At 68.3% G+C, this 10540-nt stretch carries 13 protein-coding genes and 1 pseudogene; 8 read left to right on the top strand and 6 right to left on the bottom strand.

Annotated features, from left to right (window positions below):
• Both CFB46_RS16600 and CFB46_RS16595 read left to right on the top strand, forming a co-directional pair.
• Positions 1 to 240, top strand: a pseudogene (locus tag CFB46_RS16600) (sulfonate ABC transporter permease); the annotation flags it as partial.
• 22 nt (positions 241 to 262) lie between these two features.
• Complete coding sequence (locus CFB46_RS16595; RefSeq protein ID WP_027785105.1) at positions 263 to 1609, top strand: ABC transporter ATP-binding protein; 1347 nt, start codon at positions 263 to 265, stop codon at positions 1607 to 1609.
• 69 nt (positions 1610 to 1678) lie between these two features.
• Here the strand turns inward: CFB46_RS16595 and CFB46_RS16590 are convergent, their stop codons facing one another.
• Both CFB46_RS16590 and CFB46_RS16585 read right to left on the bottom strand, forming a co-directional pair.
• Positions 1679 to 2173, bottom strand: coding sequence for a hypothetical protein (locus tag CFB46_RS16590; protein ID WP_027785104.1), 495 nt, complete (start codon positions 2171 to 2173; stop codon positions 1679 to 1681).
• A complete protein-coding gene (locus tag CFB46_RS16585; RefSeq protein WP_027785103.1) occupies positions 2170 to 2721 on the bottom strand; it encodes a hypothetical protein in 552 nt (183 codons plus the stop codon). Before CFB46_RS16585 ends, CFB46_RS16590 begins: the two co-directional genes overlap by 4 nt.
• Before the next feature lie 287 nt (positions 2722 to 3008).
• Between CFB46_RS16585 and CFB46_RS16580 the strand changes: the two genes are divergently transcribed.
• The 3 genes from CFB46_RS16580 (at position 3009) to CFB46_RS16570 (ending at position 5382) form a co-directional block, all read left to right on the top strand.
• Positions 3009 to 3218, top strand: coding sequence for a hypothetical protein (locus CFB46_RS16580; protein WP_080681386.1), 210 nt, complete (start codon positions 3009 to 3011; stop codon positions 3216 to 3218).
• A 138-nt stretch (positions 3219 to 3356) separates the two neighbouring features.
• A complete protein-coding gene (gene otsA, locus CFB46_RS16575; protein ID WP_027785102.1) occupies positions 3357 to 4778 on the top strand; it encodes an alpha,alpha-trehalose-phosphate synthase (UDP-forming) in 1422 nt (473 codons plus the stop codon).
• The gene (locus tag CFB46_RS16570; protein WP_027785101.1) at positions 4771 to 5382 is read left to right on the top strand and encodes an AAA family ATPase; all 612 of its coding nucleotides are present in this window, start codon (positions 4771 to 4773) and stop codon (positions 5380 to 5382) included. Before otsA ends, CFB46_RS16570 begins: the two co-directional genes overlap by 8 nt.
• Before the next feature lie 31 nt (positions 5383 to 5413).
• Here the strand turns inward: CFB46_RS16570 and CFB46_RS16565 are convergent, their stop codons facing one another.
• Both CFB46_RS16565 and CFB46_RS16560 read right to left on the bottom strand, forming a co-directional pair.
• On the bottom strand, positions 5414 to 6781 hold the full coding sequence (locus CFB46_RS16565) for an MFS transporter (RefSeq protein ID WP_027785100.1): 1368 nt from the start codon (positions 6779 to 6781) through the stop codon (positions 5414 to 5416).
• 185 nt (positions 6782 to 6966) lie between these two features.
• Entirely contained in the window at positions 6967 to 7347 is a 381-nt protein-coding gene (locus CFB46_RS16560) for a DUF5594 family protein (RefSeq protein ID WP_027785099.1), read from the bottom strand.
• 117 nt (positions 7348 to 7464) lie between these two features.
• Here CFB46_RS16560 and CFB46_RS16555 point away from each other — a divergent pair, with 117 nt between their 5' ends.
• Positions 7465 to 7869 carry a hypothetical protein gene (locus CFB46_RS16555; protein ID WP_027785098.1) on the top strand — a complete coding sequence of 135 codons (405 nt, stop codon included), beginning with the start codon at positions 7465 to 7467 and terminating at the stop codon, positions 7867 to 7869.
• A gap of 195 nt (positions 7870 to 8064) precedes the next feature.
• Here the strand turns inward: CFB46_RS16555 and CFB46_RS16550 are convergent, their stop codons facing one another.
• Positions 8065 to 8385: a hypothetical protein gene (locus tag CFB46_RS16550; RefSeq protein ID WP_027785097.1), complete on the bottom strand. Its 321-nt coding sequence runs from the start codon at positions 8383 to 8385 to the stop codon at positions 8065 to 8067.
• Positions 8386 to 8528: 143 nt separating this feature from the next.
• On the opposite strand from CFB46_RS16550, the gene eco reads away from it, so the two are divergent.
• Complete coding sequence (gene eco / locus CFB46_RS16545) at positions 8529 to 9029, top strand: serine protease inhibitor ecotin (protein ID WP_027785096.1); 501 nt, start codon at positions 8529 to 8531, stop codon at positions 9027 to 9029.
• Positions 9030 to 9050: 21 nt separating this feature from the next.
• Here the strand turns inward: eco and CFB46_RS16540 are convergent, their stop codons facing one another.
• Positions 9051 to 9674 carry a TetR/AcrR family transcriptional regulator gene (locus tag CFB46_RS16540; protein ID WP_027785095.1) on the bottom strand — a complete coding sequence of 208 codons (624 nt, stop codon included), beginning with the start codon at positions 9672 to 9674 and terminating at the stop codon, positions 9051 to 9053.
• 115 nt (positions 9675 to 9789) lie between these two features.
• Here CFB46_RS16540 and CFB46_RS16535 point away from each other — a divergent pair, with 115 nt between their 5' ends.
• Positions 9790 to 10530, top strand: a complete 741-nt coding sequence (locus CFB46_RS16535) for an SDR family NAD(P)-dependent oxidoreductase (RefSeq protein ID WP_027785094.1) — start codon at positions 9790 to 9792, stop codon at positions 10528 to 10530.
• Positions 10531 to 10540: the final 10 nt, after the last annotated feature.

The raw sequence follows: 10540 nt of genomic DNA, 5'->3' as shown, positions 1-10540 counted from the left end.
GCGATCACCGCATCGGGCGGCGCGTGGAACGCGAGCATCGTGTCGGAAGCCGTGCAGTGGGGCAACACCAGGATCGAGGCGCACGGCCTCGGCGCCTACATCGCGCAGACCACCGCCGACGGCGATTTTCCGAAGATCATCCTGGGCATCGCCGTGATGTCCCTGTTCGTCACCCTGTTCAACCGCCTGCTGTGGCGCCCGCTGTATGCCTTTGCCGAAGCGAAGCTGCGGCTCGACTGAGACCGATTGAGAGCGAAACGCGATGCACAATCCGAATGCTGTAAACGCCCCCGTCCAGACGTCCCAGCCGCTGCAGCCGCCCCGGCTCGGTGAAGAGATCCTGCGCGTCGATCACGTCTGCCGCGGCTTCAACAAGACCCAGGGCGAGCTGCTCGTGCTCGACGACGCGAACCTGTCGCTGCGCGAAGGCGAGATCGTCGGGCTGCTCGGCCGGTCGGGCTCGGGCAAGTCGACGCTGCTGCGCATCATCGCCGGGCTGATCGAGCCGACCGGCGGCGAAGTGACGTACCTCGGCCAGCCGCTGCGCGGCCCGGCCGAGGGCGTCGCGATGGTGTTTCAGACCTTCGCGCTATTTCCGTGGCTCACCGTGCTGCAGAACGTGGAAGCCGGGCTGGAGGCGCTCGGCGTCGGCGCGCGCGAGCGGCGCGAGCGTGCGCTGGCCGCGATCGACCTGATCGGTCTCGACGGCTTCGAGAACGCGTATCCGCGCGAGCTGTCGGGCGGGATGCGTCAGCGCGTCGGCTTTGCGCGCGCGCTCGTCGTCGATCCGACCATCCTGCTGATGGACGAGCCGTTCTCCGCGCTCGACGTGCTGACCGCCGAAACGCTGCGTACCGACCTGCTCGATCTGTGGACGCAGGGCCGCATGCCGATCAAGTCGGTGCTGATCGTCACGCACAACATCGAGGAAGCGGTGTTCATGTGCGACCGGATCCTCGTGCTGTCGTCGAACCCGGGCCGCGTGATCGCCGAGATCAAGGTGCCGTTCAAGCACCCGCGCAATCGTCTCGATCCGGCGTTCCGCAAGCTGGTCGACGACATCTACGCGAAGATGACCGCGCGTCAGACCGGCGAGGCGACGAAGAAGGGGCTCGAGCTCGGAAGCTGGCTGCCGCAGGTGTCGACCAACCTGATGGCCGGCCTGATCGAGACGCTCGCGATGGCGCCGTACCATGGCCGCGCGGACATGCCGGAAATCGCGCGCACGCTGCACCTCGAGGTCGACGACCTGTTCCCGATCGCGGAAGTGCTGCAGTACCTCGGCTTCGCGGACGTGCGCGAAGGCGACGTGTTCCTGACGCCGCCGGGGCGCGTGTTCGCGGAATTCGGCACGCAGGAGCGCAAGCTGATGTTCGCCGATCACCTGCTGAAGCACGTGCCGCTCGCCGCGCGGATCAAGAAGGTGCTGAACGAGCGTCCGGGCCACCGTGCGCCGCGCGTGCGCTTCGAGCAGGAGCTGGAGGATTTCCTGTCGGACGGCGCGGCCGAGGAAACGCTCGACGCGGTGATCGACTGGGGGCGGTACGGCGAGATCTTCTCGTACAACGACCAGACCGAGATTTTCAGCCTCGAGGACGTCGAGTCCTGATCGCGCCGGGCCGGGCCGTGCGGCCCGGTATTCGCGTGCGCCGAACATCACGCGCCGCGCATCGCCCCGTTACTGCAAATTCCCCCACCGATCGACGGCTGGTTCCGCCGACGCCCACTTCCAGTGCGTGCCTTGCTGGCACGCATTCGCGAAGTACCAGTCGGCCTTGTCGCCGTCCTTCACCGAGAACGCGAATTCCTTGCACAGCGCGAGCGCCGACGAGTACGCGCGCGTGACGCGCACCTCGCCTTCGCCGTTTTCCAGCGGCAGCGTGTTCTTCACCTTCCACGGCTTCACTTCGCCGACGGCGAGAGTGCCGGCCGTCTTCGCGATCGCGTCCTGCTGGTTCTGATGGAGCTGCTTCATCGTGCGGTTGACGGCTTCGTCGGTCGCGGCCTGCACGGCAATCCCGACGCCGACGCCGACCGCCGGGTTCGCGGTGACGAGGCCCGTCGCCGCGCCGGCCAGCGCGCCGCTCGCCGCGCCGACCGACCCGCAGCCCGACAGCGCGAGCGTCGCCGCGCACAGCGCGCCGATCGCCGCGATACGGATCGCGACGCTCATTGCAGCGCGCCCCAGCGTTCGGTCGCCGGTTCGGCCGACGCCCATTTCCATGTGGGCCCGTCGCGGCAGAGGGTGGCGACGTAGAACGCCGATTGCGCGGCCTTGTCGGCCTTCGCCGGCGTGTCGACCGCGAACACGATTTCCTTGCAGTCGAGCGGACCGACGCTGATCATTCGGCTGACCGTCACGCGGCCCTGCTCGTCGTCCTCGATCGGGAACGAATGGTGCGTCGACCACGGCGCGACGCCGCCGACGTCGAGCGGGCCGGCCGCCTTCGCGATCTGCTCCTGCGTGTAGCGGTGCGCGACGCGTTGCGAGTACTGGACGCCAGCCCGCGCGCCGGCGACGGCGCCGAGGCCGATGCCCGTCGCGACGGCGGCGTTGTTGGTGACCTTGGAGGCGATCGCGGCGCCCGCGATACCGGCGCCGGCTGTCGCGCCTTCGCTGTACAACGAATTGCAGCCGGACAGCAATGCGGCCGTGGCGATCACGGCCAGCACGACGCGCGCCGGCGTGGCCCGGCGCGGCGATTCGAAACGAATGTTCATCCCTGAGTGCAGTCCTGTCTGGGTGAGCGGCAACGCGTGCACGCCCTGATGCCGCGTCATTGTTTCGCAATTGTCATGGGAAAACTGCAAAGCTTTGACAAATCGCCGCGCGGCAGGCCGCGTGCACGCGGGCGGCGTTATTGTCGGATAGATGATCGACGAGGGGTCGAAACGTTACAAATTGAAGGTAATTGTTACCTTCGTCCGCGAGGAAGCGACCTAGACTGTTTTGTTATGGAATGTTTCTACGACGGCCTCGAGCCGCGCCGCATATGAGACACCCAGCCATGCGCCGTTCAAAACGGTTGTCACACCGGCCGTCTGACGCGGCGGCCGGCCATCCGGAAGACCGCCCGCGTCCGCAGACCGACGCGCCATCGGCACCGCCCGCGGGCGCGCCGGACGAGACGCCGTTGGACGGCGATCACAACCAGGGTGGTGCTCGCCCGGAAGGGCTCGACTATCAACGCGACCTCGGGCAGGAGCAGGACGCCTGATACGGTCGTCGCCGCATTCCACCGCCGTATTTCATTGCAATTCTCGGAACTGAATCGCCGCGCGGCCGCCTTCGGGCCGCCGCGCCTGCTTCGGCGCGCGTCGCGCGCCGGCCAATCGAATCGAGGAGGGGAAGTCGCATGAGCAGATTGATCGTGGTATCGAATCGTGTCGCCGCCGGCGAGGATACGCGCCCGAGCGCGGGCGGCCTGGCCGTCGGCGTGATGGACGCGCTGAAGGAAACGGGCGGCGTCTGGTTCGGCTGGAACGGCGAGATCGTCGGTGCGCCGGATGCCGAGCCCGCGATCCAGCGGGACGGCAACGTGACCTACGCGACGGTCGGGCTGACCCGGCGCGACTACGACCAGTACTACCGCGGCTTCTCGAACGCGACGCTGTGGCCGGTGTTCCATTACCGCGGCGATCTCGCGCGCTTCGATCGGCAGGAGTACGCCGGTTACCTGCGCGTGAACGCGATGCTCGCGAAGCAACTCGCCGCGCTGCTGCGTCCCGACGACCTGATCTGGGTGCACGACTACCATCTGCTGCCGTTCGCGCACTGCCTGCGCGAGCTCGGCGTGAAGAACCCGATCGGCTTCTTCCTGCACATCCCGTTTCCGTCGCCCGACATGCTGCGCCTCGTGCCGCCGCACGAGGAACTCGTGAAGTTCATGTGCGCATACGACGTCGCGGGGTTCCAGACCGAGGCCGACAAGCAGGCCTTCACCGACTACATCGAGCGGCGCGGCATCGGCGCGGCGAGCGACGACGGGATGCTGCACGCGCATGGCCGCGTCGTGAAGGTCGCCGCCTATCCGATCGGCGTGCATCCCGACGCGATCGCGCAGGCGGCCGTCCAGTACGGCACGCGCAAGCCGGTGAAGATGCTGCGCGAGGCACTGGGCGACCGCAAGCTGGTGATGAGCGTCGACCGTCTCGACTATTCGAAGGGGCTCGTCGAGCGCTTCCAGTCGTTCGAGCGGATGCTCGCGAATGCGCCGGGCTGGCAGGGGCGCGTGTCGCTCCTGCAGATCGCGCCGCCGACGCGTTCCGACGTGCAGACCTATCAGCACATCCGCGAAACGCTCGAAGGCGAGGCCGGCCGCATCAACGGCCGCTTCTCGCAGCTCGACTGGACGCCGATCCAGTACCTGAACCGCAAGTACGAGCGCAACCTGCTGATGGCGTTCTTCCGGATGTCGCAGGTCGGCTACGTGACGCCGCTGCGCGACGGGATGAATCTCGTCGCGAAGGAATACGTCGCGTCGCAGGATCCGGCCGATCCGGGCGTGCTCGTGCTGTCGGAGTTCGCGGGCGCGGCGGCCGAGCTCACCGGCGCGCTCCTCGTCAATCCGTACGACCTGTCGCAGATGGCCGAGGCGCTCGAACGCGCGCTGTCGATGCCGCTCGCGGAGCGGCAGGCGCGTCACAAGGAGAACCTCGCGCGGCTGCGCGAGAACGACCTGTCGGTCTGGCGCGATACGTTTGTCGCCGACTTGCGCAGTGTCGCGGCGGCGGCGTCGGTCACGCAGCGCGCGGGCCGGCGGGTCGCGCATGCGTGAGTTCGCGCCGGGCGCCGCCGCGCCGGCCGCCGCCGGTCGCGACGAAGAAGTGGCCGACGACACGAGCGGCCGCTTTTTCGTCGTGACGGGCGGCCCGGGTTCGGGCAAGAGCACGTTGCTCGATGCGCTCGAGCGCGCCGGGTTCGCGCGCTCGCAGGAAGCCGGGCGCGGCGTGATCCGCGACCAGATGGCGGTCGACGGTCCTGCGCTGCCGTGGCGCGACCCCGCGGCGTTCGCCGAGCTGATGCTGAGCTGGGAGATGCGGTCCCACCATCTCGCGCGGCAGGCGCGCGGGCCCGTGTTCTTCGACCGCGGCGTGCCCGACGTGATCGGCTATCTGATGCTGGCCGGGTTGGCCGTACCCGCGCACGCGGAAGCCGCGGCGCGGCGTTTCCGCTATCACCGGCGCGTGTTCATCGCGCCGCCGTGGCCCGACATCTATGCGCAGGACAGCGAGCGCCGGCAGGATTTCGCGGAAGCGGTGCGGACCCATGACGCGATGGTCGAATGCTATACGTCGTATGGCTATCGGCTGATCGAGTTGCCGCGCGTGAGCGTGAAGGCGCGCGTGCGCTTCGTGATGGATACGCTCGACGCCGCCTGACGCCCGCCGCGCGTGCGGCGCGCGAGGGATGTCAGGCCGCCGTGTCCGGTCGCGGCGACGCGATGCGCAGCAGGCTGACGACCGCGGCCACTGCCGCGAACCCCGTGGCGACATAGAGTGCGATCGTCGGCCCGCGGTCGGGCACGAGCCCGAAAATCAGCGCGACGAGTGCAGCGCCGAGCGTCTGGCCCGTCAGGCGTGCGGTGCTCAGCATGCCGCCGGCGCCGCCGCTGCGCTCGCGCGGCGCCGACGACAGCATCGCGCGGTTGTTCGGCGACTGGAACAGCCCGAAACCTGCGCCGCACAGCGCCATCCGCCAGACGATGTCGACCGTGCCCGGGTGCGCGCCGATCGTCGCGAGCGACAGCAGCCCGGCCGCAAACAGTGCAAGCCCGATCCCGCCGAGAACGCCGGCCGAATAGCGGTCCGACAGCACGCCCGCGAGCGGCGCGGCGAACACGATCACGAGCGGCCACGGCGTCATGTAGAGGCCTGTCTCGACCTGCGAGAAACCGAGCGAATTCTGCAGCCAGAACGGCAGCGCGACGAACGCGAGCATCTGCGACGTGAACGACGCCGTCGACGTATAGACCGACAGCGCGAACATCGGGATGCGCATCAGGTCGACCGGCAGGAGCGGCGCCGGCTGCGACAACTGACGCTTCACGAAGAAGTAGCCGACCACGAATGCGATGGCCAGTTCGGCCGCGACGTACGCATGACCCTCGCCGTGACCGAGCCCGTCGACGGCCGTGATCAGCAGGCCGAACACGCACGCGTTCATCAGCGCGCTCGCGAAGTCGTACGGCGCATCGTGCAGCGGGTTGGCCGGCAGCGCGCGCAGGCTGCCGAGCACGGCCGCGATGCCGATCGGTACGTTGACCGCGAAGAGCCACGGCCACGATGCGAACGACAGGATCGCCGATGCGACCGTCGGCCCGATCGCCGACGACAGCGCGACCACCATCGCATTGATCGACAGCCCGCGCCCGAGCATCGACGACGGGTAGATCATCCGCACGAGCGCCGCGTTGACGCTCATGATGCCGGCCGCGCCGAACCCCTGGATCACGCGCATCACGGCCAGCATCGGCAGCGAGCCGGCGAGCGCGCAGCCGAGCGACGCGGCGGTGAACAGCGCGAGCCCGGCGATGTAGATGCGGCGATAGCCGATGCGTTCGCCAAGCGACGCGAGCGGCAGTAGCGTGATCGTGACCGCGAGCTGGTACGCGTTGACGATCCAGATCGACGCGGCGTCGGACGCGTGCAGGTCGCGCGCGATGGTCGGCAATGCGACGTTCGCGATGGCGCCGTCGAGCACGGCGAGCGTGATGCCCAGGGCGACGCAGACGATCGCCCAGTAGCGTTGCGGAAGCGGCAGGCCGGTATCGGCGTTCATGACGGGAGCGAGAGCGTGGTTGTCCGCGCGCCCGCTTGCCGGTTGCGTGCGCAACCACGTGCAAGGGAGGCGGCGGCGATGAACGGCCCGGCCGGCGCGGCTGCACCGGAACGGGGCCGGTCGAGTGTATCACCGGCCCGCATCGCGCGACGCCGCGCCGCGCGGTGGCCGGCCGGCGCGCGCATTCAGCCTTCGAAATCCAGACCGCCGAGCCGCACGAGCGGGTCGGCCTGCGTGCGCGACGCGAGATCGATGTCGCGCGCGGCCTGCCACGCGCCCAGCTTTCTCGGCAGCGCGGCCAGATAGTGCTCGAAGCGCTGCGGGCCGTCCGGTTCCATCAGCCGCTCGATCTCGTCGGTGTCCCACGTCAGTTCGAGATTCAGCGGATGCACGAAGCCGCTCACGTGCTCGTGCGGCGCGCTGCGGATCCGCACGCGCGTCGGGTGCCCGTGCCCGCCATAGGGGACGACATCGGCTTGCACGTGCTCGGCGAAGAACGCGGCGATCGCCTGCGCGATGCGCGGTGCGAATTCGGTATCGAAACGGCGGGCGGTTTCGGGCTGCATGACGGCGTCTCCTGTATGCCGAAAATCGTAGCACGGCGACGACGCGTTTCGATGGGTGCGATACCGGTAATCGCGCGTTACCACTTGCTGCATCTATTACGGTCGCGTGCCGCCACAATGCATCGCATCCAGTACCACTTCGCGTGGGAGTCCATCATGAAAAAGATTGCCGCAGTATGTGTCCTTGCCGGTTCGCTCGCGGTCGCGGGCCCGGCGTCCGCGCATGGCCGCGACGGCGGCGCCGTCATCGGCGCATTGATCGGCGGCGCGGTGCTGGGCGCGATCGTGACGTCGGCGATGAATCCGCCCGTCGCCTATCAGGCACCCGCGTACCAGGCGCCGGCCTATCAGCCGCCGACCTACTATCAGGCGCCCGCGTACCAGCAGCCTGCCTACCCGACCTATCAGCAGGCGCAGTACCAGGACGACGGCCCGAACTATTGCTACGACCGCTACCAGCGTGCGTACGTGTGTGGGGCGCCGGTGCAGCAGGGCGGCTACGCGCAACCGGCCGGCTGGTAAGCGGCGGCGCGCGAGCGGGTTCGGGCCGGACGGCCGCGCACCCGCCGACGATCGATCGCTTCGCCGGGCCGGACGACGAAAGGCCCTCGCTCGATGCGAGGGCCTTTGTCTTGGGCGTGGCCGTCCGTTCGCCGGTGTGATGCGCCGCCGGCTATCGGCGGCCCGTGCGTGGATACAAACGGTTGCAATTGGGTGTCAGTGGCGATGACCGCCGCCGTCGCCGCGGCCGCCACCGCCGCCTTCGTTCCAGTCGCCGCGGCGTCCGCCGCCGCGCCCCCAGCCGTTGCCGCGGTTGCCGCGATCGCCGTCCCAGCGATGGTAGTCGCGCCGGCCGCGATCCCAGTCGCGTCCGCCGCCACCGCCCCAGATGTTGACCGTCCCGTACACGGGAGACGGGGCATACGCATAGCCGGGATCGGAATAGTAGGGCTGCCCGTAGCCGTATCCGGCGTCCGGGGCGACGACGCAGCCGGCCAGCAGGGTGGCGACGCCGGCGGCAGCAATGAGCTTCAGCATGATGTTCTCCGTTGGTTACGCTATAAGTACCGCGCCCGCGGATTGCCGGCTGTTTGCAATTGTGTCGCCAAATTACAGCCTCGTAAGGTCTTGCGACGAAAGTGTTAGCATCCGGGGCTCATTTGTTTTTCAGGAGCACATCGATGAAATTTGCGATCCGGGCCGCGCTGGCCGCCTTCTGCGTGACGACGGCCGCCGCATGCGTGGCCGCGCCGGCATCCGCGCCCGCCGTGCCCGCCGAGTCGATCAAGATGTTTCCGCAGGCCGAAGCCGGTCAGCAGCGCGCCGTGATCGCGCTGCCCGCGCTCGAGAACGAGGGCGATGCGCGCGTCGAGCTGATGATCGGCAAGACGCTGCAGACCGACTGCAATCAGCAGTGGTTCGGCGGCGAGCTGACCGCCGAGGACGTGAAGGGCTGGGGCTACACGTATTACCGGCTCACCGACGTGAAGGGGCCGGCGTCGACGCTGATGGCGTGCCCGGGCCAGGCGCCGCAGCAACGGTTCGTGCAGGTGCGCGGCGACGGTCAGCTGCTGCGCTACAACAGCCGCCTGCCGCTCGTCGTGTATGTACCGGATGGCTTCGACGTACGCTATCGCGTGTGGCATGCGTCGAAGGACGTGCAGCAAGCCGCGAAGCAGTAATCTCCCGGCGGCGTCCTGCCGCTACACACCGGCCGCGCTGCGCGTGCCGACGAGCGCCGGCCATGCGGCCAGCGCGGCCTGCGCGACGGCCTCCAGATCGCGGCGGCTCGCGCCGTCGCGCGCCTGGATCGACATGCCCTGCTGAACCGTCACGTAGTAGCGCGCGATCGCATCGAGGTTCGCGTGCGCCGATATTTCGCCGGTCGCGACGCCTTGCGCGAGCCGCTCCCGCAGCGCATCGACCGTGCCCTCGCGCATCGCGATCAACGTTTGCCGGACCATGTCGGAACGTTCGGCCGGATGCAGCGCCGACAACACGATCAGGCAGCCGGCCGGCTTCGAGCGCCGCGTGAACACGCGTGCGGTCTCCATCAGGTAGTTCCGCACGGCGTCGTACGCGCTGGCCGCCCGTTCGACACCCCCCCAGATTTCCCGTCCCTCGGTTGTGCGGTAATGATCGAGGGCTTGCCGGAACAACGCTTCCTTGCTGCCGAAGGCCGCATACAGGCTCGGCGACGCGATGCCCATCGCGGCCGTCAGATCCGTCATCGACGCCCCTTCGTAGCCGAGACGCCAGAACACCTCCATCGCGCGATCCAGCGCCGCTTCCTTGTCGAAGCTTCTCGGTCGGCCTCGTTCAGCCATTGCGTCCGTCCCTTCGTTGATATCTGTATCGATCGACACAATAAATCAATTGACTGTGCGACGCAACTTGTCACATTCTGTGTTGGTTGTTACATAAATGAGGAAAGGAACCGACATGAACCGACTTCAGGGCAAGCGTGCACTCATCACGGGCGGTAGCCGCGGCATCGGCGCGGCGATCGCAAAGCGGCTGGCGGCCGATGGCGCCGACGTGGCGATCACGTATGAAAAATCGGCCGAGCGGGCGCAGGCCGTCGTCGCCGGCATCGAAGCGCTGGGCCGTCGCGCCATTGCGATCCAGGCCGACAGCGCCGATCCGGTTGCCGTGCGCGACGCGGTCGATCGTGCCGCGGAGGCGTTCGGCGGCCTCGACGTTCTCGTCAACAACGCAGGGATTTTCCGGGCCGGCGCGCTGGACGACCTCACGCTCGACGATATCGACGCGACGCTGAACGTGAACGTGCGTGCGGTGATCGTCGCATCGCAGGCGGCGGCGCGTCATCTCGGGGAGGGCGGGCGCATCGTGTCGACCGGCAGTTGCCTCGCGACGCGCGTGCCCGATGCCGGGATGAGCCTCTATGCGGCGAGCAAGGCTGCGTTGATCGGCTGGACGCAAGGGCTCGCGCGTGATCTCGGCTCGCGCGGCATCACGGTCAACATCGTGCATCCGGGGTCGACCGATACCGATATGAACCCGGCCGACGGCGAACATGCCGATGCGCAACGTTCGCGAATGGCGATTCAGGAATACGGCAAGGCCGACGACGTGGCCGCGCTCGTGGCGTTCGTCGTCGGGCCGGAAGGACGATCGATCAACGGGACCGGCTTGACGATCGACGGCGGGGCGAATGCGTAAAGGCCGATGC

Origin of the sequence: Burkholderia sp. HI2761, from assembly GCF_002223355.1 — a bacterium.
Classification (GTDB): Bacteria; Pseudomonadota; Gammaproteobacteria; order Burkholderiales; family Burkholderiaceae; genus Burkholderia.
This window is presented reverse-complemented; position numbering and strand designations above follow the sequence as displayed.

Coding starts and splice junctions, on each gene's coding strand:
- eco (WP_027785096.1), top strand. CDS start 8,529: ATGAAATTTGCGATCCGGGCCGCGCTGGCCGCCTTCTGCGTGACGACG.
- otsA (WP_027785102.1), top strand. CDS start 3,357: ATGAGCAGATTGATCGTGGTATCGAATCGTGTCGCCGCCGGCGAGGAT.
- CFB46_RS16580 (WP_080681386.1), top strand. CDS start 3,009: ATGCGCCGTTCAAAACGGTTGTCACACCGGCCGTCTGACGCGGCGGCC.
- CFB46_RS16590 (WP_027785104.1), bottom strand. CDS start 2,173: ATGAGCGTCGCGATCCGTATCGCGGCGATCGGCGCGCTGTGCGCGGCG.
- CFB46_RS16570 (WP_027785101.1), top strand. CDS start 4,771: ATGCGTGAGTTCGCGCCGGGCGCCGCCGCGCCGGCCGCCGCCGGTCGC.
- CFB46_RS16535 (WP_027785094.1), top strand. CDS start 9,790: ATGAACCGACTTCAGGGCAAGCGTGCACTCATCACGGGCGGTAGCCGC.
- CFB46_RS16560 (WP_027785099.1), bottom strand. CDS start 7,347: ATGCAGCCCGAAACCGCCCGCCGTTTCGATACCGAATTCGCACCGCGC.
- CFB46_RS16595 (WP_027785105.1), top strand. CDS start 263: ATGCACAATCCGAATGCTGTAAACGCCCCCGTCCAGACGTCCCAGCCG.
- CFB46_RS16550 (WP_027785097.1), bottom strand. CDS start 8,385: ATGCTGAAGCTCATTGCTGCCGCCGGCGTCGCCACCCTGCTGGCCGGC.
- CFB46_RS16555 (WP_027785098.1), top strand. CDS start 7,465: ATGCATCGCATCCAGTACCACTTCGCGTGGGAGTCCATCATGAAAAAG.
- CFB46_RS16540 (WP_027785095.1), bottom strand. CDS start 9,674: ATGGCTGAACGAGGCCGACCGAGAAGCTTCGACAAGGAAGCGGCGCTG.
- CFB46_RS16565 (WP_027785100.1), bottom strand. CDS start 6,781: ATGAACGCCGATACCGGCCTGCCGCTTCCGCAACGCTACTGGGCGATC.
- CFB46_RS16585 (WP_027785103.1), bottom strand. CDS start 2,721: ATGAACATTCGTTTCGAATCGCCGCGCCGGGCCACGCCGGCGCGCGTC.